Source organism: Virgibacillus flavescens, from assembly GCF_050574275.1.
Lineage (GTDB): Bacteria > Bacillota > Bacilli > Bacillales > Amphibacillaceae > Virgibacillus_F > Virgibacillus_F flavescens.
In genome coordinates this window covers 3,185,244-3,210,078 of record NZ_CP192260.1, presented here as the reverse complement: position 1 = coordinate 3,210,078, position 24,835 = coordinate 3,185,244, and the positions used below count along the sequence as shown (strand labels likewise).

Here is a 24,835-nt window from a genome sequence, read left to right as displayed (position 1 = left end):
AGTATAAAGCCTTTGGCGATTATTGGAAAGTGGGACAAGAGAACCGTCCCTCTGTCCCACCACAATAATTTAACTTATAATTGTGAATAAAGGAATTTATGTATATAATTAACCGTGTAAGGATGGGGGATGTCTATGAGTAAAAAAGTGCTTGGAGGTATATGTGTCATTCTGTTGTTTATACTAGCTGTAAATTTCTATACACAAAGTAGTGATGCACAAAGTATGGCGAAAGAGGTAAAAACCTTAGAACAAGAGAAAGACACGTTACGGAAAGAAAAGGATAATTTATTAAAAGATCAACACCGACAAGAAAAAAGAGAAATAATTAGGACGGCTAGACTATTCAAGATGATGGAATATACGTATCCATATGGAGATGATCCTTCGATGGATATTCGTGAGAACCAACTAGATATAGAAAATAGATTTAAGGATTATGCCACAGGAAATCAAATAATGCAGCTATCACTGAATGGAAAAGCCAGATATTTAGATTTAGTTGAAAACACTGTTTCCAAAATTACGGTGAATGATATTTCTGTTAAACAAACGGATATAGATACTGAAACGGACGAAGTCAATATTGATTATACGATTGAAATTGTATTTGAACCGATTAACAAAGATTTATATACGCATATAAGAGGTTTTTTTGGGCAAATGCGTCTCATTAAAACAAATAGTGGCTGGAAAGTTGATGGGGATGAACAACAATTTATAAGTGTAAATCAGATTGAAGCACTCTTGGAGAAGTGAAAGCTTAGGAACATGCAGGAGGTTATTTATTGAACAAATTAATTTTACATATGGAAGGGTTAGGTGTGCTTGTAACCGCGCTTTACTTCTATTCTCAAGCGGGAGTCAGCTGGTGGATGTTTTTCATTCTTTTACTGGCACTAGGTCTAATTTGGCTGGCACTTGTTGGCATGGATCGGACAGTAGGTTATGGGTTGAAAGAACCGAGTGATTTCAAAGTTACTCTTCTGCAGAAAATATAGGTGGGATTTGCGGGTGCGATAATAAAACATCTTTTCCTATAAATTTAGTTGCGTCAAAACAGCGAAAAAGGTATCCCTATTTTAGCAGAATACCTAATGTATTTGACCTCATTCAGTTGTCACACGCTCATCTCGCCGCTATTGTCGTACGCTACTAATACAAGCCCTGTGGTTTTTTCGACTTTATCAAGAAGCTGCTTTTGCTCCTCGGAAAGATGGGCAAGACCGTATTCTTTAATGTTTGATTCATCATTACTTTCATGCATGTTATCGCCTCCTGATGATTATTATGAACAGAATGGAATGAGTTATGCGGGAGGATGACGGGGAGATGATTTCAAGAGGGGTTCTAGGCTTATGATAAAAAATATAGTATTGCGAAAAATCGAATCTGGCCGAACGGTTCGAGTTTAAAATAAGGAGGCAGAATGTGGCTAGTTTTAATATTATAAATTTCATTATATGTTTACTACTTCTATTTTTGTTAGTTTATTTGATTTATTTTGTTCTAAAAAAGATAATACATGCGGGTATTAAGTCTAGTAAACGTATTAAGGAATTAGAGAAAAGAGTTCATCAATTGGAAGAAAAAAACAAAACTTCATAATTAAATTAATAGTGACAAATGATTTTCATTAACGGGTGCAAGCGTTTAACAAAGTATCGTCGATTACTGCGGCCCTAATTTTTTAATTTAAATAATTATTGGAATTTTACGTTAAATCAGAAAATTATTGGAAGGGTTGAGTTGATAAGTGGACATAAGAAAACCAAATGAGGTAGAAATTGAAAAGATAGTAGAACTTTCTCCACAAGCGATATTTGAGGGAACTTTAGGTGAAGCAGAACCAACGATTGAAAAAGCAAAACAACTGGTAGAACCTCTTTTAAAGAAGGGGAGTTATTATTTAATATCAACTGAAAACAATGTAATAACGGGTTGGATTCTCATAGGAAGAAGTAAAGATCAGTTTTTAGATAAGACACTCGGATTTATTTATGAATTATTTGTTATAGAGGAATACAGAGGTAAAGGTATTTCAAAACAATTGATTAAAACAGGGGTTGAACAATTGAGACAAGAAGGATACTCAGAAATTCGTTTAAGCGTATTTGATGGAAATCAAGCAATTAAGATATATGAAAGTCTGGGCTTTAAAAACAGAACAATTACTATGAGTATTTCATTATAAATAGTCTTCATTCATTAAACGGGCGGTTTAGTTCAATAAAGGTAAGTTTCAGTATCAATTGAAACTAAAATGTTAGGTTAACCGTATTGATTATAATAATGGTGCTACATTCGAAAAATTCCAAATATAAACTGTTTATAAACCAATATAAATCTGACAAGGAGGGAATCGCTATTGCTTTCGGCTCTGTTACAAATTGTAGTAATTCAATTGATCCTGCCTCTTAGTTTTATCATAATGTTATGGAAAGAAAAGGATGAAAGTAAGTTCGAATGGATAATTAAAATGATAGCTACTGTTATGATTGTTGGTTGGGCATATCAAACTGGACGCTGGGATTGGATTAGTTATTACGTCAGATATGTTTTAATTTTATTATTGTTCGTAAGCATTTTCTTCTCTTGGAAAAAAAGAATCCAGTTACCTTTTTATATAAAACTAACTCGAAAACAAAAAATAAACACGGGGATTTATGCCGTTCTTATTATTGTTTTTGGTATCTATAATGTTAGTGCTATTACAGGATATTCTACACAACAACAAGCAATTGAATTATCTTTTCCATTAAAGAATGGCAACTACTATGTTGCTCATGGCGGGAGCGACACGCAGCTGAATTACCATAATGCTTACGAACCTCAACAGTTTGCTCTTGATATTGTAGAGTTAAATGGATTTGGTAGCCGAGCAGCTGGTTTTTATCCTCAGGAATTAAATAAATACATGATTTATGGAGAAACGCTTTATAGTCCATGCGATGGAGAAGTGTTAGAGTCAAGAAGTCATCTGCCTGACTTGAATCCTTCTGAAATGGACGCAGAACACCCGGAAGGAAATTATGTTGCAATGTCTTGTGATGATAATGATGATGCTGTTGTCTATATAGCTCATATGCAAAAAGACAGTGTAAAAGTATCTGAAGGGGATAGCGTTAAAAAACTGGAACCCATTGGTCTAGTTGGAAATTCTGGTAATACCAGTGAACCTCATTTACATATCCACGCTGAAAAAAATGGTATTGGTATTCCAATTCAATTTGATGGTGAATTCTTAATTAGGAACAGTTTGATGAAATAGATGGAGGTATAGTAATGTGGCTAACATTAGGGATTATTGCAATAGTATTAACTGTTATAAACCTTCTTTTGTATGCAGCAGGAAAGGATTATAAGCTTGCTATGGCGTTGGCATTATCATTTACAGCATTAACAGTTTGTGCAGATTACAGTTTCCTAACTCGGTGGGTAAAAGCGGAAGATTGGTCGGCGTTATCGGATGTAATACCTGGTATTGCAAGGGCATTTTGGTTTTTGACAATTGTTTCTATCTTGCTGAATATAGCACCTATATTTTTGGAACGAAGAGGTAAGAAAAAATGACTTATGCCATTATTGTGTAGGTCTTTTTGTATAGCGAACGGGTCTAAGGAGGTATTTTGTTGAAAGGTATTTTTGATTTTTTTAATAAAGTATTATTCCACTTTAAGTTTTGGATATTTCATTATCTTGTACTCTTGACCATTGGTATTTATCTCTATCATATTTATATTAACGAGTTACCTGCATACATATTTTATTCTCATTTATCGTTGATGTGTTTTGCTATAGGAATAAATACTATAAAAAAAGAAGACAAAATCATGGGTTTTACGTGGATAGGCTTAGGATTGTGTGCAGTTTTTATTGTGATTAATTGATTTATTAGTTTTACTTGAATAGGAAGGCATGACTTATTGAACTAATGGAGCAGTTTAGTAAAAGAAGAGATTGGAGGAAGTAAAATGAGAAAAGATAAATTAAAAGGTTTAGTTGCTTTAGGTTCTTTAATAACTGGAATTGGTTTAATATTACTATTTTTCAGTGTGTATTTTGGAAAATCAGTTGCTTTAAATTGGCTACGCAATGAAGGTGGAGCAGATACTGGAAAATACCAAATTGTAATTGAAGGCTATACAAATACTTTCTTGGCTGCTGGAAGTATACTTTTCGGGATTGGTCTTGCCACCATTATTTTCACTTATTACAAGATGCTTAATATTGACGAATAAAAGGTTATGACAATTGGTTTTATATTACTATTTTTCATTTTACGGCTTTAAAGTGTTCGAGACTTTCTCACTCAGAGAAGTAGAGTTAAAGGAGTTCTCAATTCGAAAGGGAGGATAAAATGGATGAAATACAATGGGATATTCAAGAAATTAAGCATTTAAAAAAGATACAATTAGTCCAAAGCAATTTCTTCATGCTGTTGTATGTTGTGCTGTTTGCCTATCTTGCTGAGAACGGAGAGTCATCCATCCTTATTGGATTATCTTGTGCACTTATATGGGTTATTGTAGTTATCTCGCTGTACACATTAATAACAGGAAGACATTTTGGTACGAAGACACATAGACGGGTACAGGAATTTGATAGAAAACGTACTGGAGAGAAAAGTTGGAAGCGACATCAATTAATTGGGAATGTCGCCATGATTGCTTTCGCTGTTTTTATTACAGTCTTAATTTTTGTTATGGGTATAAACTCTGCAAGGGTGGAGTTTCCACTTAATGCCTATCCAATTATTGGGGTATGGGTAGGCTCTAATATAGGAGAGATTGTTAGAATGAACAAGTTGAGAGAGTAATAGGGAGGAAGTTATGCGTTTATTACTTTTAGGTATTTCCATATCATTATTTGGTATAGCTTTTATTCTAACATCAAGTGGTTCAGCAACATCATTTGGTCTTGGGATTTCAGCAGTTGGACTAATTGTTTCACTAATTGGATGGAAATATGGCAAGTGATTTTCATTAACGGATGTAAGCGTTTATATAACACAATTCGGAGGGGTTTATATGATTTTTGAGATGACTACTCAAATACGAGTATCTTCTATTAAAGAAGGACAAAAGTGGTATGAAACACTTTTAAATAAAAAACCCGACTTTATTCCACACGACGGTTTTGCAGAGTGGGAACTTATTCCTGGTTGTTGGTTACAAGTAGCAGAAGGTAATCTTACCGAAGCGAATGGTCCTTTACGATTAGGTGTTGCAAATATTGAGGCGGAAAGAGAAAGACTTGTAAAAGAACTTACTATTGATAGCTTTGAGATACATGCAAGACCAGAAGTTCCAGTAAAATGGGGAACATTTACTGATCCTTGGGGAAACCGACTTGGATTTTTTGAATACTTGGATAAGGGTGAAGAGCAAGAGCGAGTGAAAACCATTTTGGGAAGAGATATTTAATCAAATTTTACTAACGAAGCAAGTTAGTGAAACAAAACAATCATTGACACTTATACAAGCAACAAAAGTCAATTCCAAGTAGGGGTGATTTGTTTGAGATATAAGAATGTACTATTGATTACGGTATTATTTGTTTTATTAACTTCTTTTGCTCCAAGTAAGGCAATGGCAACATCTTGGGCATACCCATTTGTAGTGTGGGACGGGTATATTTATGTGATAAGTGATGATGAATATGCAACAGAAATTGGTGATGAAATTGGACATGTCACAAGATATTCGGATATGGAACAGTATTCTGGCAACTTCTCTAATGCTTATAAGAAAGGTACTAAATACTATTCAATTGAAGGAGTTAGTACGGACGAAGCAATAGCCATTGAAGAATCTGATGGTCGATATATAAAGGCAAATAGAGAAGAAAAATATGAATTTAAAAGAGTTTTTTATGAACAAGGCAATGTTAAGATCTATATTTATTTAGTATTGGGTATTTTAGCTGGTATTCTCGTTTATAAAATTCTAAAGAGAAATCGTGGCAAAAAGTAAGTACTTCCACTGAAGGTGCGTTTTGTTGAAAAGTATTGTTAAATAAAATGGAGGTTTTTTATGAGATTTGATAATAATAGTGGCAGTTTTTATGTTAGGAGGACAATTAATAACATTAGAAGCTTCAAGGGCAATTTTGATAAAAGAGGAATAATAAATGTTTTGCTTCTTCAACTAACGGAGCAGTTTAGTGTAATTGGAAAGGAGAGTTTATGAGTAGATTAGGTTTATATTTTACTATCGGTATCTCATTTTTTTGCGTTATTCTTCTACTTAGATTTTCTGGAATGATTGGGAATCCAGCATTCCTAATAATAGTTACTATCTTTATTTTCTTTTTACACTTTCTAAGAAAAAAACTACAAATCAATTTCAAATTGTAAAAAGCTTTTCAACTATCGGATGCTTTCATTGAATAAGGAATTGCACCTTGTTCCACTAAATCAGCAGGATTATTGAATAAAAAAGTTGAAATTAATTTCTGGAATGCGAAGGGAATATAGAAACAAAGTTTTGTAAGATTACAGGTATTTATTTATTATTATACAGTTCGGGATGTTCTTCTCGGAACATGGCTGGCGAAGTTCCTGAATTCGAATCAAGTGGTTTCTTTGGTAATTTATATGATCCATTTTTTTGATTTTGGGGTTGTTAGGGGTTAAGAAGAAATAACAGTTTTCAACTCTAGCAGAGGAAGAAAATTTTAATGTACTTTACCATCTATTATGTATAAAGGTTATGGTTTAGGAGGAATTAGGATGATAGCAGAACAATTATTTATGTTACTTGTAGTTGTAGGATTTCCAATGCTTTTTCTAGTATTAATTTTATTGGGATTATATAATCGAAGACGTTTAGAAGAAATTGAAAAGAAAATGGATTATTTGCTAGAAAGAAAATAATATATTGAGCGAAGAAAGAAGGCACTCGTTAAGTCAGATATTTGCTGATGTGTATTTAAAGATTAAATAAACTGTAAAGCACTGTTTCTATATTAGAATAGCCTTATTGTGCTAACGGGTGCGTTTCTCGAACAAAGAGGGACGATTGCTTTATTATTTGGGAGAAAAGTTTCATTCAATTTTCGAGTTATTTATGAAAGGATGTTAGATCCAATGAAAAAAATCCAATTGATGATTGGAGTTCCATCATTAATTCTGTTGTTTCTATCATTATTTTTAAATTACAAATCTGGATTACTGATATCAATTGGGGGTGCCTTCGTATCACTTATTATTAGGCAAATTCGTCTACAAAAATACTCTTATATGTTAGGTCATCCTGACAGACACTTTGGTCGGTTTAGTAATGATAATTCGATTGACCCTTTAGAGCAAGCAGAAACTTATGAAAAAGACTTTGAAAAAGAGAGTAACAACTAATGAATTGTTAAATGAACGGTTACATTAGTTCAATAAGGAACGCATTTCTACTTCAACTATCACATCAGGATAATTCAACAGCGCATATACTTTTACATAGTAAATATATTTAAATGTGAGGAAGCGAATTCAATCACGACATAATTAAAAAATATATGGAGGTATAGTTATGTGGGTAACATTAGGGATTATTGCAATAGTATTAACTTTTATAAATCTTCTTTTGTATGCAGCAGGAAAAGATTATAAGCTTGCTATGGCGATGGCATTATCATTTACAGCATTAACAAACTGTGCAAATTACAGTAATCTAAATCGGTGGGTAAAAGTGGAAGATTGGTCGGCGTTATCGGATGTAATACCTGGTATGGCAAAAGCATATTGGTTTTTGACAATTGTTTCTATATTGCTAAATATAGCACCTATATTTTTAGAACGAAAAGGTAAGAAATAATGGCTTAAGTAATTTAATCTAAGTTTACTTTTAGGCTTAGTAAAGAATAAGTTATTCTATATAATTAAGATAAATGTAATTTTAAAAGAGAATTGAGGAGTAACGGATGTCTCAAACTGGAATTGTATTAGTAGCAAGTGTATCAATCTTTGATAATGATAGAGTCTTAATTATAAAAGAGAATAAACCTACTGCTGTTGATCAGTGGAACTTTCCGAGTGGACATATTGAGTATGGTGAGGACATTCTTTATTCAGCTCGGAGGGAAGTTAAAGAAGAAACAGGCTTAGATGTAAAACTGATTGGCACGACTGGAATATATAATTTTATCAGTAATACGAACAATCAAGTAATTTTCTTTCATTTTATTGGTGAGGTTACTGGAGGTATATTAAATCTTGAAGAAGATGAAATTACTGACAGTAAATGGATAAAAGTTAATGATCTTTTAGCATTTAAAAACGAGGATTTACGAGAACCGCATGTCATGAAGCAAGTAATTGGTAACTTATTAGAAGAAAACATCTATTCAATAAGTGTATTTAATGAGCAACTTATTAAATAGTTCATACGGTGCTTAACAAGTTATGGAAGACGATCAGCAAAATTGATCGTCTTTTCTCTTTGTGAAAATTCAATATTATTAATGGAATATTATGTTAGTATTTAAATATGAAGAGGTGGGACTAACGGAGCAGGCAAGTTTGAGAAGGAAAATAGTAGATGAATATAAGGGAGATTCGAAAGGTGGCATGACTAAATATGAACAATGCTATAAGATGTCCTGAATGCAGTAATGAGGTAAAGCACGGGTATATTTTTTCTCCTCGCCGAATTTGTTGGTCAGAATCGGCTGATTCAATCTTTTTTGATTCTGGAAGTGAAGTATTAATAGGAGATGCCATGTTTAAAGTAAGTAAAATCCCAGCATTTAGATGTGAAAAATGCAATTTAGTTACTTTTAAACACAAATAAATTAATGATAGATGAAAGTAGCCCTTTAAAGGCACAGCTTGTTAAGCTAACGCGTGCTTTAGCTCAATAAGGAACGCACTTTTTCTTCAACTAACGGAGCAGTTTAGTTGAACAAGGGAATTGGTATATATCAGTAAAAAAAGTTAATTTAATTAAGGGGGATGGAAAAATGAAAAATAAATTGGTGTTTTTTATTATTATATTGCTGGTCGCTTTTAGTGTGGTATTTATGTTTTATCAAAACAATTCTATGGCGAACCAAAAATTATTAGAAGAAAAAAGACAGGAAGTGAAAATGCTATTACAAGAGCAATTAGAAACGTTTAACCCCGCTCTCGAGGCATTTGTTGACAAGGACTATAAAACTGTAATCAGTTCAGAAATAAATTCAGAAGGTATTGTCAAGTTTGAAAGAGGGTTAACAAAAAATAAAGAAGCGTTTGGAAATTATATTGTCAAATATGATTTGAAAAATATGGAGGTGCTTTCAAAAGAGTTGATAATTAGTAATGGTAAGGAGTATTCTGATAAATGGAATTCTTTTAAAGAAGAATATTGACATATTTTTTGTTCAACAAACGGGTGCTTTAGTAGAACAAGGGCAGGGGCTTATTGAGTTAAAGTAGCAGAATACTTGAAGAAGGATTAGACTTCTTTATCTGGATGTGAAATAGTTTTATGGATTTATTCAAGTGTATTTTATTGGTTTTGGTATAGTCGGTGGTGTTATATATTTCTTAATCATTTCTTTTGCTTCAAAAAATTTTATCAGTTACTAAATATAAGGAGGTTTTTATGAGGTTTTATGTTGGGACCATGATAGTTATAGGCTTACTGTTAACGGGTTGTACAACTAACGAGACAGTTTCTATCGAAGGAAAAATACATGCGGTAAACCATGAAGCTCAAACAGTTGTTGTTTACGTAGGGGATACATTGAGAGAGAACCAAATGAAAACGATGACTTTTGACGAAAATGAAAAAAACATTGAAGCGTTTCTTGTTCAAGCAGCGAAAGATACAGTAGTAAAGGGTAAAGTAGATGCGTTTAATGATTTAAAAATGGGACAAAAGGTATCCATCGAGATTAAAGGAGATTATGAAAAAGAACTGGTTACGGTTGGAACACTTTTTAAAAACCATGAAAAACTGCCCACCTATGATACAGAACAGATAGCGGTTATTCCTTATTCGAAAGAAGAAATTGTTGCGGAAATGACAGTAGACAAAGGGGAATATGGGCTTTATGTTTACAATCGTAAACCTGACGAAAACGGAAAATATGGTACTCCAGGTGTGACGGAAGACTTTCAATTTCAAACAGTGGTGATGACATCAAATGCGAATGACGTTAAAAATACGAAAGAATTGTTAGGGTTATATGACGATTCTCCAACGTATATCATTACGGATGATAAGGGTATTATTTTTAAATCAAACAAGGAAAAGGAACTAAATGCATTTGTAAAAAAATTACAGGAGAAAGAATCGAACTAAAGCTTAACGGTGCAAACACGAAAATGCTTCTTCAACGAACGGGTGCGTTACTTCAATAAAGAAAAGGCATGCTTCGTTCAAGCAGGTAAGCTGAGAAAATAATACATAGTATAGAAAATACCAGAAAAATTAGTTTCAAACTATAACAAGGGGAATTTTATGGCTAAATCAAAAGTGAAAAAATCAGTAAAATATATATTTTTAATAATAATTGTTGCATTCATTACTTTTACTATTTGTAAACAATTAGAGTACTCACACCTGGAACGTCAAACTCAGAATAGAAATCAAGACTACTTATCCGTTATCTCGGTTAAAGGCGAAAATTTGGCTGATAGGCTTGAGGAGTTCGTCAACTTGCAAAAAGATATAAAAAATAGCGAAATAAAAATTGATTTGGATAATTCGTGGCGAATTGTTAGTGGTGAAACTAGCAGTATAAATATATATTTAGGCGGCATTTCAACGATACATCTGAGAGATGAGACACCTGGTTGGGATATACTCCAATACAGCTTATTTCATGTTGACGATGCTATCTACAGCATGACGATAAAATTTCTAGAAAATCAATCTTATTCGATCAGTAGTGAAGAAAAAGATAAACTGGAAGCGATCGTTGAGGTATATCGGATTATTCATCAAAATACTGATGATAACACGGGAAATGTAGAAAAAATTCTAAATGAGATAAAAGAACCAATGTCGGTTATAGATAATCACTATCTAGATATGATTGAAGGAGTAACTGATAATACGTAAAAAGTACTGGCGTAGCTTTTTGTGCATGTGTCTTTTTTGAATAGCGGAGAAGTTGCAAAATCGAAAGGGAGGATAAGATGGAAGGGACGCAATGGGATATAAGAGAGGTTATACATTTAAAAAAGATACAATTAGTCCAAGACAATTTCTTCATGCTGTTGATATTCGTGTTGTTTGGTTATATGGCTGAGAACGGAATGTCTTACGTCCTAATTGGAGCAGCTTGTATACTTTCATGGATAGCAGTTGCTGTCTCGCTGTACACACTAATAACGGGAAGATCTTTTGGTACGAAGACAAGAAGACGGGTGCAGGAATTTGACCGAGATCGTTCGGGGGAGAAACGCTGGAAACGAAAAAAAATTGCTGAAATTATCATCTTCAGTGTTATAGGTGTTATTATTACCAGTTTCATTTTTGATAAAGGTATAAACTCTGCAAGGTTGGATTTTCCACTTAATGCCTTGCCATTTTTCGGGGTGTGGGTCGGACATAATGTAGGAGAGATTATCAGGATGAACAAGTTGTAAGGGGGAAGAATATGACCTTAATGTTAAGGGCAATGCCTGCAATGATCTTTGTTTTCTTCCTAGCGGGTTGTGGAGATAGCGTTGAGGAAGTATTAGAAGATGATATGACTCAATTAGAGATACTTGAAGAGACAGAAACGAAAAGCGGAAATGTAGTATTTTATAAAACAGAGTCCCCAGTTGAGACGTACGGAGCAAAATTGTTAAAGAAGAGCGGGTCGGACTGGGAAATAGTATTAGGTTCTGAGATTCCTTCACCAAAAGATGCAGAAAATATCGCGTGGGGAGTTAGTTCCACTAAGGATGAACCGACGTTTTTCTATGGTATCGTTAAGAACAAAAAAATTGAGAAACTAACCATCAACGGTACTGATGCTAAAATCATAAACAGGAAACAAGGCGACAATTTGTTTTATCTGTTAACATCCAATGACATATTTTCTATACAAAACAATAGCGAAAAAGGAATTCAAATAGAGGGATTTTCGGGTGACGGAGAAGTCATTTATCAACGATTGAAACTCAACTAACAGCTATTTTAGTTTGCATTTGAATTTGAGAATACATAGGAAAAAATCTCAGTACACGAAACCATATACATATTTGCGGGGGAGGGATGATTTGCTTGGGTTCAAGAATAATGCACTATTGTATTTCAGATATTATCGCTGACCAGGTTGGTTTTGAAGACAAGACAGATTTTATACTCGGAGGAATTGCTCCTGATATTCATGGGCTTATGGGTGTACCTAAAAGTGTCACTCATTTTAAAGAAAAAGACGAAAAAGGAAATGTTATATTAACTACGAGCGATTTTATAAAATATATAAAGAGGTAATCAATGAACCATTTTATCTTGGCTATTTATGCCATTTAATTTCAGATAGAGTTTGGTTAGAAATGTATTTTAAGAAAGTAGAATTCATATCTCTTGAACAATGGAAAGAAAAATTACTTACCGCATATCGTGACTTTGAAAGACTAAATGGACGAATTATCAAACATTATTCTCTACCTTTTCACCATCACGTTATTCCTGATGTGAAAATTGATGGATATAAGGAAGAGTTTTTGCCTACTTTAGTTGATTTACTAAGAAAAGATTTTATAACTGATGAAGACTTAATAAATGAGCCATTAGAGTTATTTGAAAATGACAATAGCGAAATCATTGACTATATCGACAGTGCTGTTAGTCAAAGTATCAATTTTATAAACAATCAGTAGGGACATATGGGCATGGATTGGCTTAAATACAGGAGAGATTATCAAAATGAACAAGTTAAACTAGATTATGTAAGCAATACAATCAAACCGCGCAAGTAGGATACTTGCGCGGTTTGATTGTATTGATGCACTATTCTTTTGTCTGCGGGGTTGGGACAAAAGAACCGTCCCTCTGTCCCGGTCCCTCTGTCCCGCTAAAAATCAAAGTTGTCTGGGTCTGGTCCTGTTCGTTTGTTTTGGTTTAGAGCTGAGATTTGGTCCATGTCTTCTGGTGTCAATTCGAAATCAAAAACGGATGAATTCTCGATGATTCGATGTTCTTTAGTCGATTTTGGGATTGTGACCACGCCATTCTGCAGGTCCCAGCGAACAACAATCTGGGCAATAGATTTGCCGTGTTTATCAGCAATCTTTTGAAGGTCAGGCTGGTCCAATAATTCGCCTGCCATTAAAGGCGACCATGCTTCTAACTGAATTTCTTGGTCGCGGCAAAAAACTCGCAGTGGTTCCTGTGTCAAGCGTGGATGGTATTCCACCTGGTTGATCATTGGTTTTATTTCAGCTTCTTCAATTAGCGTTTCAAGATGATGAATCTGGAAATTGCTGACGCCAATTGCTTTGACGCGGTCTGTTTTATAAAGGCTTTCCAATGCTTTCCATGCGTCCTGATATTTTTCTTCGACTGGCCAGTGGATTAAGTAAAGATCCAAGTAGTCCAGTCCTAATTTTTGTAAACTCGTTTCATAAGCGGTAATAGTCGACTCCAGTCCTAAGTCCGCGTTCCAGACTTTCGATGTGACAAACAAATCTTCACGCGCAATTCCTGCTTCCTTCAATCCTGCACGAATTCCTTCTCCAACGCCTTCTTCATTGCCGTAAATAGATGCAGTATCAATACTGCGATAGCCATTTACAATAGCTGATTTGACCGCGTTCACAAGATCCGGTCCTTCTTCCACCCTAAATACGCCGAGTCCTAACCAAGGCATTTCAATCCCATTATGCAATGTAGTTGTATCCTGTAAATTCTTCATTTGTAATCTCCTCCAGTAAATTGATTGGGACAAAAGAACCGTCCCTGTGTCCCTTAGTTTGCTTTGAGGTGCTTGAAATTTTGTTCGCTGGTGCTGGCTTTTTCTTCGTTTTTTTCAAGTCTCCCGCTGAGTCCAGTCAGCAGTATGGCAATGATTACCATGATGCCGCCTACCCAGGTAGTGTGAATAATCCCAATCGAAGCAGTAACAGCTCCTCCAAGAAATGATCCTATAGCGATTCCCGCATTGAATGCTGCAATATTGATGGCAGACGCTACATCTACAGCACTTGGGACAAAGCGCTCCGCAAGCGTTACGACATAGACTTGAAGTCCTGGCACGTTCATGAAAGCAAATAAGCCTAATAGGATGATGGTAATCAGCCCGGCAGTTTTAAACGGTACCGTAAACAGCAGCGTAAATAGAACGACTGCCTGAATAGCAAACATATAAAACAACGCACGGACAGGATTTCGATTGGCCAGTTTCCCGCCGATGGTATTACCGATAGCAATCGCAATGCCGTAAACGAGTAGGATCAATGTCACAGTAACAGATTTAAATCCGGTAACTTCCTGCAGTAACGGCGATAAATACGTGAATACAACGAAAGTACCGCCGTATCCGAAAGCAGTAATTGCAAAAACAAGCAATAGTCTTCCGCTTTTCACCAACTTCAGCTGGTCACGAAAGGTCGTGCGAGCTGCTTGTCGTAAATTGGATGGAACGAGTAAGCTGTTGCCAATAAAAGCAATAATGCCAATGACGACAATCGCAACAAAAGCGATGCGCCAGCCGAATAATTGACCAAGAAACGTGCCAAATGGAACACCAGTCACGGTCGCCACGGTCAAACCGGTAAACATGATGGCGATAGCACTTGCGCGTTTTGTCGGGTGAACTAAGTCAGCTGCGATCGTGGAACCGATTGCCATGAAAACACCATGGGCAAGCGCTGAAACAACACGTGCAACCAGTAAAACGGTAACCGTAGTGGCGGTTGCGGCAATTGTATTTCCGATGATAAAGACGACCATGATCCATAGTAAGATCGACTTACGCGACATATTGGATGTCAGCGAAGTCATTACCGGTGCACCGACCATAACGCCAATCGCATAAAGCGAAACCGTTAATCCGGCAGTGGTTACCGAAATATTTAAATCCTCGGCAATCATGGGCAAAAGCCCGACACTGATAAATTCTGTCGTTCCAATGGCAAACGCGCTAAGGGCAAGCGCCATTAATCCAAATGTGCTTTTTTTTCTATCTTCAAACATTTTTATCTCCTCCAAAAATAAAATTAGTAATATTGCTTTTCGGCCGATAAATGATAGTATGAAACATACAATGAAATAAAGATAGAACGCACTTTAAAGTGATATAGAGACTGAAAAGTACTATAGGGACTTTTAAGTACCTATAGAAAAGGAGAAGAAATGGATGAAGCAAAAGAAATATAATATATCAGTAGAAGCAACGCTAGAAGTGATCGGAGGGAAGTGGAAAACGGTGATTCTTTGCCATTTAACGCATGGCAAGAAAAGAACCAGTGAATTAAAACGACTCATGCCGGATATCACCCAAAAAATGCTTACACAGCAATTACGGGAACTGGAAGAGGACGGAGTAATTAATCGAATCGTCTACAAACAGGTACCGCCGAAAGTGGAGTATGAATTAAGCGAGTACGGAGCAAGTCTCGAAGGTATTTTAGATTCACTCTGCGCCTGGGGAGACAAACATATCGTAAAATTTTACGGCACCAAAAAAGGAATCCTCGCAGAAGGCATCCTAAACGAGTAGGGACAGAGGGACGGTTCTTCTGTCCCTTTGGGACAAAAGAACCGTCCCTCTGTCCCTAAAAAAATCTCAGTTCAATTGAACTGAGATTTTTCTGCGTATTATGCTATTACAATGTAGTTATAATCGGTCCGTTCTTGGTCAGGATAATCGTGTGTTCGTATTGTGCCACGAAGCTTTCGTCGGTCAGGAAGGTCCAGCCGTCGTCTTCGGATTGGAATACTTCCTCTTCAAGTGTTGAGATAAACGGCTCAAAGGCAATGACCATACCTTCTTTTAAGATCTCATCATCCCAGCGAGCGTTATAATTGAAAATATGATCCGGTGCTTCATGAATCGAACGCCCAACACCGTGTCCAGTAAGATTCATAATGACGGTAAGGTCATGTTTTTTCGCCACATTGTGCACAGCTTTCCCAAGCGCACTCTTTTTCGAGCCTGGTTTAGCCTTCTCGAGTCCAGCGTCGAATGCTTCTTTCACCACATCACATATTTTCTGTAAAATGACCTCGCCCTCTCCAACAACAAAGGAAATCCCAGTATCTGCAAAATAACCGTTTTTCGAGCCTGAGACGTCAATATTCACAAGATCGCCTTCCTGAATAACCCGGTCCCCCGGAATCCCGTGCGCAACTTCTTCGTTTACGCTGATGCACGTAAAGCCAGGGAAATCGTATTCGCCTTTTGGTGCAGATTGAGCACCCGTTTTTTCAAAGATCTCACCCGCAATTTCATCAAGAGCCCGTGTCGTAATGCCAGGTTTAGTGCGATTGACTAATTCATCCCGAATCGCCCCGCAAATTTTACCAATTTCTTTTAATCCATTATAATCTTCTTCTGTCTTTGCAATCATCGTATATCCTCACTTTTTTACATAGCATATGATTTGTATTCTGCTTACGTGTAATCGTTCACAGTCCCACGTATTAGTTTAACATAAATAGTGAGCGGGACAGAGGGACGGTTCTTCTGTCCCGATTGTATGCTTGTAATGCAAAGAAAATCCATTTATCTCACGCTAGTATTGCTTAAATTGTTTTATCAGTTCCTTAACTAATCTGCTGCGTTAGTTGAATAAGAAATACCTTTTCTTATTGAAGTAAAGCACTCGTTAGCTGAAAAGTGTTTATAAAACAATAGACAATTCTTTTACAACCACACAAGACATTAGCCCCGACATAACTATATATAAATAGCCAGACTTACTTCTATCTTTGATTTGTTCGATTCCCCAGAATAAAAATATCAGAGCCAAACATAGAGAACTAATATATAACGGTATATCTTCAATAAAGAAATGGTAGATAAACATTCCAATACCTAAGACTGCAATAATACCCTTTACTATATTCAAGTCCATACCTCCCCTTTATTTAACTAATCTGCTGCGTTAATTGAATAAGAAATACCTTTCCTTATTGAAGTAAAGCATCCTTTAGTGGTATCTCGACGTACTTTTATAATAAAAAACAAAAGTAAGAACTATAGTTAATAAGGCGGTCCCACCTATAATATATGCTCCATCCCAATAATGAGAGCTTCCAGTTAATACCCAAACTTGATAAGGGATAAATATTATTGCTGAAATTACTAAAATGCCCCATAACAGCGATACCACATTTTGTTTAGAATCTTTTAAAGATGAATCCGTTTTAGAATACTTAATCATAGATATTTTTCTTAATGAGAATAACAAAATAAAAATAGCTCCAATAAGTAATAGATAGTTCATATAAAGTACCACCTTGCAGTCACACGTTAGTTCAATGATTAGGAAATTAAATCATGTATCCTATTCAATGATCGAATAACAGGAATTAATGTTAACAAAACGCCAAAAATAATATTACTATTTAATATTGCTTTCCATAGTTTCATTCCGCTGCGAATTTTATAAACAAATAATGATATAGATAAAGCAGTCGCAGTAAACAATAGCCATAAATATTCTTTATAGCTGCTTACCTCACTTTCTATGACATTGATCTTCCAAGTATCTTTTTCTGGAAAATCTGCGGTTGTAATATTCTTTTCAATTCCTAACATATTGAATGATTTCAGCGATATAGTATCGTTTTGCACTTCAACAATTTTATAACCATTTGGTAAAAATGAAACTTTGTAAACAATATAATAGGAGAGACCGGCAAAGATACTTGCAATCAATAAGAAAGCCAAAAACTTTCTTACCTTTGCCACAAGAGTATTATTCATTTATTAAATTCACCACCCCTTTAGGGACAGAGGGACGGTTCTTCTGTCCCGCTATTAAGCATTGAGATTTGCTTTTATTATGTAAATTACTAAATTCAATTGAAGCCCACGTTACTTTAAGTACATCTTTCACAAATATCTTATACAACTTACTGATGTATTTATAGATCAAATTAAAAAATGACATTTAAAGCAATTACGTTTATTCCATTGATAAACATATGTAAAATAATTGGGGCGTAGATGCTTTTGTGCTTTTGATAAAGGTAGGCAAATGATAGACCCATAACAAATAATGCAGGCATAACAACTGGTACTCCGTGGACAATCATAAATAAAAGTGAACTTCCAATCATCGCCACAGGAGCGTTTAATTTATTTTCAAGAGCCTGTAACAATCCCGCTCTAAATATTATTTCTTCTAAAATGGGCGTAAAAATGGCATAAGTCAAATAAACCATTATAAAAATAAAAGGGGTTATCTCCATTATTTGTGCAGAACTTTGTCTATCTGGAAGATTTTCGATATCCCCAAAAAACAAGACCACAAAAATAATTTCAGTCAAGAAAATTAAAAGCCAACACAACGGTACCTGCCACGCTAAGTATAGAAATTGTTTTTTCTTCAATGGAACAAATCCTAATGAATCCCAACCTAAGCCATTTTTTCTAAGCAAGTATTTATTAATAGTAAGCATTGTTATTATAAAAGTGAGGATAAAACAGATACCCACTAACAATGAGAGAGCGTCTGGATCGTCGGGATTACCAAACACAAATAACATGATAATGCCCGTGATGGAAATGGCTATTAACCATCCCAAACTTATCATTACCGTCTTTAAAACATCTTTAGAACGAAACCTCATTACAGAAATCCTCCTAAGTAAAAGAGGTGTGGGCTCTTTGTAGATAAATTATAATTTATCTCTAAATTAAATCTTCAGGTTTATCTGCATACCATTCTGCAAAACCACACTTAGTACATATAAACGGATTTATATTCCAATAAACTAAATTTATTTACTTATTCAGCAATCGGGAAATTGTTAAACACAAGTTCAACTACTCTGCACTCTTAATTACAACCTCTCTATTTAATTTAACATAAATATCCAGTCTACCTAGTAAAAACAACAAAAAAACCATCAATTCAGCACACAAATTGATGGTCTTTTCTTATCTTACTCACCCAAAGGAATCTCCACATCATTCCCAACCTCAAGTACCGTATCCTCTCGATTCGTAACAGGGGCAAAAATCATAATATACTCATTATCTGCGCCTTCTACTTCACCCTTACTAAAAACGGGAACGATCCTTTCACCGGCTGATTCCAAAAATATACCGGATTTTCCTTCATCAACGACATAGCCTAATTCTTTACTATTTTTCCGTGCATGGAGAAATTGTTCTTCCAATTTGCTCATCTTCCTGTACTTGTTACCCTGTTCATCTGTATGCACTTTAATGTCTGAACCAGTAACCACAACGCGCGTCTCTAACCCGGAAAACTCCACTGTCTCAACCGTATACGTTTCGTTCTTGAACATAAATTCCTTATTTACTTTCAACGTTTCTCTGTCCGAAGTAGCTGATTCACTAAGCGTAAATTCAACTGGCCACGTTGTCTCGACACTTCCCATCTCATCCTCCCAGATGGTCAGGTTTTTAATTTCCAGCCGGATTTCCTGTCCTTCAAATGCTTTAATCGATTCAAACGACAATGCTTCGGCTTTTTTGTTCTTCTCCTTGTCGTAATACTCGCTGCCCCAACCTACATTATCCAGTTCCTGCGTTTGGCCATCTTCCGTAACCAATTGGATGGTACTTACACCTTCAAAAAGATCAATATAGTAATTTTCCAAGTCAGTTGTATCACTTTGATACGTTACTAACAGCTTCGTCTCCTTGTCATCCGTCATCACACTTTCAAAATGTACCGTGATATCGTTTTCTTTATCGTAATAAGTTTGATCTATCTGCTGACCAAGTCCCTTATGGATTGCGGTCGTAACACCAGCATCATCAATATGCTCATCGGAAAATATTTTGTCATACAACCCTTGAAGCGACGCCAATACAGGTGTGAATGTAATCGCCGTAAAACAGATCAGGCAGGCAACTGCAGCTAGGGTTAACCGTCTGTAAAATTTACTTTTTGAACGAGGCTTACGAGGTTTAATTTCCTTAAACCCAGGCTCGTCAGATAAGTTATTTTCAATTTTGTCCCACACGTCAGGCACTTGATCGTCAATAGCATTGTCCAAATGCTTTACTATTTTTTCTCTATCCATCCGATTACCTCCTTATCCTATAGATTTTCTAAGTTTATTCAGCGCCACGCCATACTTCCAGAGGACCGTTCCCAAAGGCATGTCAATTATTTCAGCGATCTCTCTGTGCTTCATACCGGAGATATCTTTCATAATGACAATCTGTCGTTCCTCACTATCCAGTAACTCCAAATACTTCGCCAGCACCATTTTATCCAGAGGATCTTCCGTTAAATATTCCAACCGTTCAAAGTAATCATCTTCAAAGCCAGTTAATTCCCGTTTCTTCTTTCGGTACAGATCCAACGCTGTATTTCGGGATACCGTAATCAGCCAGGCTTTCACATTTTTAATTTTATTATGCTTCCTATACTGGAAGAGCTTGATATACACTTCCTGCAGCACATCTTCCGCTAATGCAAAATCTCTGAGAACCGATAACGCCATCGCAAAAACGCTTTTCTTATGTTCCATGTATAATTGCTTGAATTCTGCCATGTTATCAATTGGTTTATCAGCTTTATGTTCAAAACTAGGTTCAATCATTTTGCGCCCCCTTTCATGTAGTAGACGGGTCAATGTTGTATTTTATTGGTAAAAAATGTTTTTTTTAATTTAAATAGGTACTATCGTCTTACCAGTGTAATATAGAGGTAGATATAATGTATAAAAAAATATACAATTCTAATTAATCATATTAACCAAAGCGGAGGCGGGTACATTGAGCGGCTATCATAAATTAATTGCGTTTTTACCATATTTTGAAGAACTGTCCAGGGATCCCAAAAGGATAATGGAAGGGGACCAACCATTCGTAATCGAAGCGACACCTCTATATACTAACTATTCACATGAAATGGAGGAGTTTGTGGAATGTATGTATGAAGTGGAGTATATCGATGGAGATTACAAAAGCACATTAGAAGAATATGGAGTTACAGATGTTGACGAAATGGATTGTAAAATTTCAACAGCAAACGAGCAGCTAGTCAAAGCTATTTTAACGAAAATGATCAGGGATGAAAGATTTACTTCAGGAGCATGGATAACCTATGCGAAAAAGGGGCTATTTGAGAAAGCGCTTCGGAGGATGGGGGAGCTTTACTGATGAAACCAGAAAGCATATATCGAAATATACCTACTTTAGAAACGGAAAGAATAATTCTAAGGAAAATAACGATGGATGATGCGCAGGATTTATTTGAATACGCATCAGAGGCGGTGGTATCGCGCTATGTACCTTGGGAAGCACACAATTCAATTGAAGACAGTCGAGCATTTCTGGAATATATCACGACTGCCTACGAACAAAATAAAAAACTCACCTGGGCAATTGAACTTAAAACCGAAAATAAAATGATTGGAACGATTGATTTTGTAAATTGGATTCCCAAACACTTTAAAGCTGAAATTACGTACGTGTTATCGCATAAATACTGGGGGAGAGGGCTTACGCAGGAGGCTGCTAAGGAGTTATTAAAATATGGGTTTGAAAGCATGCAGCTAAACAGGGTAGAAGCTCCAATTATGGTAGGAAATATCCAGTCACAACGCGTATTAGAGAAGCTTGGAATGAAATACGAAGGTCTTGCTAGAGAATCTTTTGTTATGAATGGAGAATTCCTGGACCTTGCTATGTACTCCATATTAAAGGATGAATTTACATGAAGCGGGACAGAGGGACGGTTCTTCTGTCCCGCTGATTATATAAAACCGATGCCTTGTAATTTAACAAGACTTCACAGAACCAAATAAACGATTTAATGTTTAATGCTAAATCACTTGTTATTTTAAGAAAAAAATCGAACATTAAACATCGTTAGTTTTTCATTTTACACTTAATTTGCTGAACGATAAGATATATGAACGTGATGTATAGCGGTATGAAAATTAGGTGAATTCCCACATTCAATACTGTCAAATTCAATGTCAAGGAGTATTCTCCCCACTCCAATAGAACACGCCACGATAATCCCAATAAATTTAATATAAATGCTGAAACGAATACCACTAAAGGTTTTTTATCATATAATCCAGTGAAAATAAAACCAAGGTAAAAATAAACAATTAACATAGATACTGAAAACATAAGATCATTTAATGAATTTATGGGAAACGTTATGCCTCCAAGAAGCACCAATGAAAAATAATTTAGTATAAAAAACAACTTTCTTTTGTCTGCTATCATTTCAAAAACTGCTCTTTCCAATTGACTACACCCCATACTCTTAACGATATAAAAACCCTCTTGTTCAAGAAACTGCTACGTTGTAATCGCACACAACTTCTGTATTTAATGTAACATACTATAATGGGACAGAGGGACAGTTCTTCTGTCCCGCTGTTTATATTTAAAAGCAGTAAATACCCTTAAAATTTACTATCGAACAGCTCTAAAATATGCTCCTTAATATCTTTCTTTTCCTGTTCCGTTAATTCTTTTGCCATTTGTTTACTTTCACCATGCTGGTCAGACAATAAAATAGTCATAGGTTCATCAACATACACCTCTTCATCGCCGTTTTTAGTTGTTGAATGCAATAAGCGGGTTTTAATATACTTTCCGTCTTTATCATATAAATCTTCAATAACTCTAGCTTCAACTTTCAGATTTTCATCTTTTCCTACCATTATAATTTGTGAATTAACTAATTTATAATCTCCGTCTTCCTGAGAAATAGTTTCTGCTTTATATGCCTCTATTTTTTCAGTTCTTTCTTCTTCATTACTACAACCTACCAATAAAACAATGATTAAAACAACAACGAGGTAATTTATAGTTTTTTTCATAATGCCTCCCAAAATCTTTTATCCTCTTGTTCTACGGGACAGAAGAACCGTCCCTCTGTCCCAATTTAACATAATTATCCAGTCTACCAAGTAAAAACAACAAAAAAGACCACCAATTTAGCATATTCACTCAAAGAAATCTCCACATCATCCCCAACCACAAGAACCGTAACCTCTCGATCCGTAACAGTGCTCGGGATCATCTTCTACTTTACCCTTACTAAAAACGGGAACGATCCTTTCCCCGGCTGATTCTGTTTCTAAAGAATAAATAAGGAAAAACAATCAATTGATTATTTTTATTGAATAAATTATCAATCGATTGTATACTATGTATAATAATGGTTAAAGGAAGTGTCCCGGTGCAGGAGGATTGGATTGAAGATATAGATGAAGTTAATAATTTTATTTATAAAGTTAGGCAAATTTTATCTGTTAATAATGATAATCTAGACATCCAAATGACTAGAAAACATGAAGATCCTCTTGACCCTTTTACAACCCAGAATACACTTCTATGTTTGGAGTTTGATGTTGAAGATGTAGTTAATGAGCTGGTTACCCTAAAAGCTAGTGATTATTGTAAAACGGCTGTTGATATTAAGAGGCCAAGTAGCCCATCATTTTGGTTTTTTGAAAAAACTATAGTGGATAACAATGTCTATATAAAGCTTAAGATACGTGATGAAGAAAAAAAGAAGATATTCTGTATGTCTTTTCATTTTCCTAGATGGCCAATTACCAATAAACCATACGCTTGATACCAGGTAGGATATCGCCTAATGAAATCCTTGTAAAAAGAGACAAATACCGAATTTAGAAGATAAAAGGATGATAAAAATGGGAGAAGTCGTGAAAAAATTAACCTATAGTTGTCCGTTCTGTGATACAGTCCATGAAATTTCTGTGATAAAAGATAAAACGCAGGCGCTCGTCCATAATACCCCCGTAGAATACGAGGGAATTTTTTACTACTGTTCTATTGAAGATGACAAGTTTTCACCTAAAGAAATAGTAAATCAAAACTTATTGGCTGCCAAGGATAGTTATAGAGCGCTTAATGGACTTCTTACTTCATATGAGATTAAAGAAGCCCGTGCCTTATATGAAGTAAATCAAAAGGAATTCGCAAATATGTTAGGGTGGGGAGACGTAACGATTCAAAGGTACGAAAACAAGTCCATTCAAGATGAGACCTATGATCAAAAATTAAGATTTGTTAGAGATAACCCTAAATTAGCCATAGATGAGTTGGAAAGACATAAAGATAAATTTGACCAAGCAAGATACAAAGAAATTAGAGGGACTATATCAGACTTTGTAGAAACAAAATCTGTAAGGTATTTATATAAAGAAATTATTGAATCATTATATATGGAATATAAGGAAGAATCTCACGAAAGTGGCTATAAGAAACTAGATCTTGAGAAAACACTTGATATGATTGCGTTCTTCGCCCAGCATAATTCGGGGTTAGATAAAGTAAAATTAACGAAACTTCTCTGGTATGCCGATTTTCTATTCTGTAAAAAATATGGAATAGGAATGTCTGGCCAAGTTTATAAACATGTACCCCTTGGCGTTGTTCCGATAGCATATGATGAAATTTTAAAATATGCTCAAACACATATAGTAGTTAGTGAAGCGTACGTTGACGATACTATTGTGTACAACGTGTTGCCGAAACAAAATGTGAACTTATCTAAATTTAGTATAGATGAGATATCTGTACTTCAAGCAGTCTTAAAAAAGTTTGACAAGTTAGGAAGTAAAAGTATGCTTGACTATGTGCACAAGGAAATTCCTTACCAAGCAACTTCTGACGGAGAAACTATCCCATATAATCTAGCGAAAGAAATTAATGATTTTTAGAGGGACAAGAGAACCGTCCCGCTTGTCCCACCAAAAAAGAAGGA

General features: G+C 35.3%; 39 protein-coding genes. 28 read left to right on the top strand and 11 right to left on the bottom strand.

Annotation, left to right across the window (positions count from 1 at the left end; genetic code table 11):
• The first annotated feature begins 135 nt into the window (after positions 1-135).
• Positions 136-759, top strand: a complete 624-nt coding sequence (locus tag VBD025_RS16115) for a hypothetical protein (RefSeq protein ID WP_430787310.1) — start codon at positions 136-138, stop codon at positions 757-759.
• A gap of 29 nt (positions 760-788) precedes the next feature.
• Complete coding sequence (locus VBD025_RS16110) at positions 789-1,001, top strand: DUF4260 family protein (RefSeq protein ID WP_430787308.1); 213 nt, start codon at positions 789-791, stop codon at positions 999-1,001.
• Between the two features lie 119 nt (positions 1,002-1,120).
• Here the strand turns inward: VBD025_RS16110 and VBD025_RS16105 are convergent, their stop codons facing one another.
• A complete protein-coding gene (locus tag VBD025_RS16105; RefSeq protein ID WP_430787306.1) occupies positions 1,121-1,267 on the bottom strand; it encodes a hypothetical protein in 147 nt (48 codons plus the stop codon).
• 489 nt (positions 1,268-1,756) lie between these two features.
• Here VBD025_RS16105 and VBD025_RS16100 point away from each other — a divergent pair, with 489 nt between their 5' ends.
• The 21 genes from VBD025_RS16100 (at position 1,757) to VBD025_RS16000 (ending at position 12,802) form a co-directional block, all read left to right on the top strand.
• Positions 1,757-2,194 carry a GNAT family N-acetyltransferase gene (locus VBD025_RS16100; RefSeq protein ID WP_430787304.1) on the top strand — a complete coding sequence of 146 codons (438 nt, stop codon included), beginning with the start codon at positions 1,757-1,759 and terminating at the stop codon, positions 2,192-2,194.
• A 237-nt stretch (positions 2,195-2,431) separates the two neighbouring features.
• Complete coding sequence (locus VBD025_RS16095; protein WP_430787302.1) at positions 2,432-3,271, top strand: M23 family metallopeptidase; 840 nt, start codon at positions 2,432-2,434, stop codon at positions 3,269-3,271.
• 14 nt (positions 3,272-3,285) lie between these two features.
• Entirely contained in the window at positions 3,286-3,573 is a 288-nt protein-coding gene (locus VBD025_RS16090) for a hypothetical protein (protein ID WP_430787300.1), read from the top strand.
• A gap of 212 nt (positions 3,574-3,785) precedes the next feature.
• Positions 3,786-3,890, top strand: a complete 105-nt coding sequence (locus VBD025_RS16085; RefSeq protein ID WP_430791458.1) for a hypothetical protein — start codon at positions 3,786-3,788, stop codon at positions 3,888-3,890.
• An 84-nt stretch (positions 3,891-3,974) separates the two neighbouring features.
• Positions 3,975-4,241 carry a hypothetical protein gene (locus tag VBD025_RS16080; RefSeq protein WP_430787298.1) on the top strand — a complete coding sequence of 89 codons (267 nt, stop codon included), beginning with the start codon at positions 3,975-3,977 and terminating at the stop codon, positions 4,239-4,241.
• A 119-nt stretch (positions 4,242-4,360) separates the two neighbouring features.
• Positions 4,361-4,819, top strand: a complete 459-nt coding sequence (locus VBD025_RS16075; protein WP_430787296.1) for a hypothetical protein — start codon at positions 4,361-4,363, stop codon at positions 4,817-4,819.
• A gap of 13 nt (positions 4,820-4,832) precedes the next feature.
• Positions 4,833-4,979: a hypothetical protein gene (locus tag VBD025_RS16070; RefSeq protein WP_430787294.1), complete on the top strand. Its 147-nt coding sequence runs from the start codon at positions 4,833-4,835 to the stop codon at positions 4,977-4,979.
• Between the two features lie 51 nt (positions 4,980-5,030).
• Positions 5,031-5,426 carry a VOC family protein gene (locus tag VBD025_RS16065; protein WP_430787292.1) on the top strand — a complete coding sequence of 132 codons (396 nt, stop codon included), beginning with the start codon at positions 5,031-5,033 and terminating at the stop codon, positions 5,424-5,426.
• Positions 5,427-5,519: 93 nt separating this feature from the next.
• Entirely contained in the window at positions 5,520-5,975 is a 456-nt protein-coding gene (locus VBD025_RS16060) for a hypothetical protein (protein ID WP_430787290.1), read from the top strand.
• Positions 5,976-6,733: 758 nt separating this feature from the next.
• The gene (locus VBD025_RS16055; RefSeq protein WP_430787288.1) at positions 6,734-6,877 is read left to right on the top strand and encodes a hypothetical protein; all 144 of its coding nucleotides are present in this window, start codon (positions 6,734-6,736) and stop codon (positions 6,875-6,877) included.
• A 213-nt stretch (positions 6,878-7,090) separates the two neighbouring features.
• Positions 7,091-7,357 carry a hypothetical protein gene (locus VBD025_RS16050; RefSeq protein WP_430787286.1) on the top strand — a complete coding sequence of 89 codons (267 nt, stop codon included), beginning with the start codon at positions 7,091-7,093 and terminating at the stop codon, positions 7,355-7,357.
• 169 nt (positions 7,358-7,526) lie between these two features.
• Positions 7,527-7,811: a hypothetical protein gene (locus tag VBD025_RS16045; RefSeq protein ID WP_430787284.1), complete on the top strand. Its 285-nt coding sequence runs from the start codon at positions 7,527-7,529 to the stop codon at positions 7,809-7,811.
• A 106-nt stretch (positions 7,812-7,917) separates the two neighbouring features.
• Complete coding sequence (locus VBD025_RS16040) at positions 7,918-8,376, top strand: NUDIX hydrolase (protein WP_430787282.1); 459 nt, start codon at positions 7,918-7,920, stop codon at positions 8,374-8,376.
• Positions 8,377-8,573: 197 nt separating this feature from the next.
• On the top strand, positions 8,574-8,786 hold the full coding sequence (locus VBD025_RS16035; RefSeq protein WP_430787280.1) for a PF20097 family protein: 213 nt from the start codon (positions 8,574-8,576) through the stop codon (positions 8,784-8,786).
• 169 nt (positions 8,787-8,955) lie between these two features.
• Positions 8,956-9,345 carry a hypothetical protein gene (locus VBD025_RS16030; RefSeq protein WP_430787278.1) on the top strand — a complete coding sequence of 130 codons (390 nt, stop codon included), beginning with the start codon at positions 8,956-8,958 and terminating at the stop codon, positions 9,343-9,345.
• A gap of 236 nt (positions 9,346-9,581) precedes the next feature.
• On the top strand, positions 9,582-10,283 hold the full coding sequence (locus tag VBD025_RS16025) for a hypothetical protein (protein WP_430787276.1): 702 nt from the start codon (positions 9,582-9,584) through the stop codon (positions 10,281-10,283).
• A 159-nt stretch (positions 10,284-10,442) separates the two neighbouring features.
• The gene (locus VBD025_RS16020; protein ID WP_430787274.1) at positions 10,443-11,045 is read left to right on the top strand and encodes a hypothetical protein; all 603 of its coding nucleotides are present in this window, start codon (positions 10,443-10,445) and stop codon (positions 11,043-11,045) included.
• 77 nt (positions 11,046-11,122) lie between these two features.
• A complete protein-coding gene (locus VBD025_RS16015) occupies positions 11,123-11,575 on the top strand; it encodes a hypothetical protein (protein WP_430787272.1) in 453 nt (150 codons plus the stop codon).
• A gap of 11 nt (positions 11,576-11,586) precedes the next feature.
• Entirely contained in the window at positions 11,587-12,105 is a 519-nt protein-coding gene (locus VBD025_RS16010) for a hypothetical protein (RefSeq protein WP_430787270.1), read from the top strand.
• Positions 12,106-12,200: 95 nt separating this feature from the next.
• Complete coding sequence (locus tag VBD025_RS16005) at positions 12,201-12,413, top strand: hypothetical protein (RefSeq protein WP_430787268.1); 213 nt, start codon at positions 12,201-12,203, stop codon at positions 12,411-12,413.
• 62 nt (positions 12,414-12,475) lie between these two features.
• Complete coding sequence (locus VBD025_RS16000; protein ID WP_430787266.1) at positions 12,476-12,802, top strand: hypothetical protein; 327 nt, start codon at positions 12,476-12,478, stop codon at positions 12,800-12,802.
• A 194-nt stretch (positions 12,803-12,996) separates the two neighbouring features.
• On the opposite strand, the gene VBD025_RS15995 is transcribed toward VBD025_RS16000, so the two are convergent.
• Positions 12,997-13,836, bottom strand: coding sequence for an aldo/keto reductase (locus VBD025_RS15995; RefSeq protein ID WP_430787264.1), 840 nt, complete (start codon positions 13,834-13,836; stop codon positions 12,997-12,999).
• Positions 13,837-13,889: 53 nt separating this feature from the next.
• The gene (locus tag VBD025_RS15990; RefSeq protein ID WP_430787262.1) at positions 13,890-15,116 is read right to left on the bottom strand and encodes an MFS transporter; all 1,227 of its coding nucleotides are present in this window, start codon (positions 15,114-15,116) and stop codon (positions 13,890-13,892) included.
• 163 nt (positions 15,117-15,279) lie between these two features.
• Between VBD025_RS15990 and VBD025_RS15985 the strand changes: the two genes are divergently transcribed.
• A complete protein-coding gene (locus VBD025_RS15985) occupies positions 15,280-15,642 on the top strand; it encodes a winged helix-turn-helix transcriptional regulator (protein WP_430787260.1) in 363 nt (120 codons plus the stop codon).
• 106 nt (positions 15,643-15,748) lie between these two features.
• Here the strand turns inward: VBD025_RS15985 and map are convergent, their stop codons facing one another.
• From map to VBD025_RS15950, 7 genes are all read right to left on the bottom strand, one after another.
• Positions 15,749-16,492, bottom strand: coding sequence for a type I methionyl aminopeptidase (map, locus tag VBD025_RS15980; RefSeq protein WP_430787258.1), 744 nt, complete (start codon positions 16,490-16,492; stop codon positions 15,749-15,751).
• 273 nt (positions 16,493-16,765) lie between these two features.
• Positions 16,766-16,999 carry a hypothetical protein gene (locus tag VBD025_RS15975; protein ID WP_430787256.1) on the bottom strand — a complete coding sequence of 78 codons (234 nt, stop codon included), beginning with the start codon at positions 16,997-16,999 and terminating at the stop codon, positions 16,766-16,768.
• Between the two features lie 75 nt (positions 17,000-17,074).
• On the bottom strand, positions 17,075-17,371 hold the full coding sequence (locus tag VBD025_RS15970) for a hypothetical protein (protein WP_430787254.1): 297 nt from the start codon (positions 17,369-17,371) through the stop codon (positions 17,075-17,077).
• 38 nt (positions 17,372-17,409) lie between these two features.
• Positions 17,410-17,853, bottom strand: coding sequence for a hypothetical protein (locus VBD025_RS15965; protein WP_430787252.1), 444 nt, complete (start codon positions 17,851-17,853; stop codon positions 17,410-17,412).
• Positions 17,854-18,026: 173 nt separating this feature from the next.
• The gene (locus VBD025_RS15960; protein WP_430787250.1) at positions 18,027-18,722 is read right to left on the bottom strand and encodes a lysostaphin resistance A-like protein; all 696 of its coding nucleotides are present in this window, start codon (positions 18,720-18,722) and stop codon (positions 18,027-18,029) included.
• A 315-nt stretch (positions 18,723-19,037) separates the two neighbouring features.
• Positions 19,038-20,150: a DUF4179 domain-containing protein gene (locus VBD025_RS15955; RefSeq protein ID WP_430787248.1), complete on the bottom strand. Its 1,113-nt coding sequence runs from the start codon at positions 20,148-20,150 to the stop codon at positions 19,038-19,040.
• 12 nt (positions 20,151-20,162) lie between these two features.
• Positions 20,163-20,675 (bottom strand): RNA polymerase sigma factor, encoded by a 513-nt coding sequence (locus VBD025_RS15950; RefSeq protein ID WP_430787246.1) that lies wholly within the window; start codon positions 20,673-20,675, stop codon positions 20,163-20,165.
• A gap of 175 nt (positions 20,676-20,850) precedes the next feature.
• Here VBD025_RS15950 and VBD025_RS15945 point away from each other — a divergent pair, with 175 nt between their 5' ends.
• Together VBD025_RS15945 and VBD025_RS15940 are read left to right on the top strand one after the other, a co-directional pair.
• The gene (locus VBD025_RS15945; protein ID WP_430787244.1) at positions 20,851-21,237 is read left to right on the top strand and encodes a DUF6508 domain-containing protein; all 387 of its coding nucleotides are present in this window, start codon (positions 20,851-20,853) and stop codon (positions 21,235-21,237) included.
• Positions 21,237-21,797, top strand: coding sequence for a GNAT family N-acetyltransferase (locus VBD025_RS15940; RefSeq protein ID WP_430787242.1), 561 nt, complete (start codon positions 21,237-21,239; stop codon positions 21,795-21,797). Before VBD025_RS15945 ends, VBD025_RS15940 begins: the two co-directional genes overlap by 1 nt.
• Positions 21,798-22,499: 702 nt before the next feature.
• Here VBD025_RS15940 and VBD025_RS15935 read toward each other — a convergent pair.
• Positions 22,500-22,919, bottom strand: coding sequence for a hypothetical protein (locus VBD025_RS15935; RefSeq protein WP_430787240.1), 420 nt, complete (start codon positions 22,917-22,919; stop codon positions 22,500-22,502).
• A gap of 362 nt (positions 22,920-23,281) precedes the next feature.
• On the opposite strand from VBD025_RS15935, the gene VBD025_RS15930 reads away from it, so the two are divergent.
• Together VBD025_RS15930 and VBD025_RS15925 are read left to right on the top strand one after the other, a co-directional pair.
• The gene (locus VBD025_RS15930; RefSeq protein WP_430787238.1) at positions 23,282-23,680 is read left to right on the top strand and encodes a hypothetical protein; all 399 of its coding nucleotides are present in this window, start codon (positions 23,282-23,284) and stop codon (positions 23,678-23,680) included.
• Positions 23,681-23,759: 79 nt separating this feature from the next.
• Positions 23,760-24,791: a type II TA system antitoxin MqsA family protein gene (locus VBD025_RS15925; protein WP_430787236.1), complete on the top strand. Its 1,032-nt coding sequence runs from the start codon at positions 23,760-23,762 to the stop codon at positions 24,789-24,791.
• Positions 24,792-24,835: the final 44 nt, after the last annotated feature.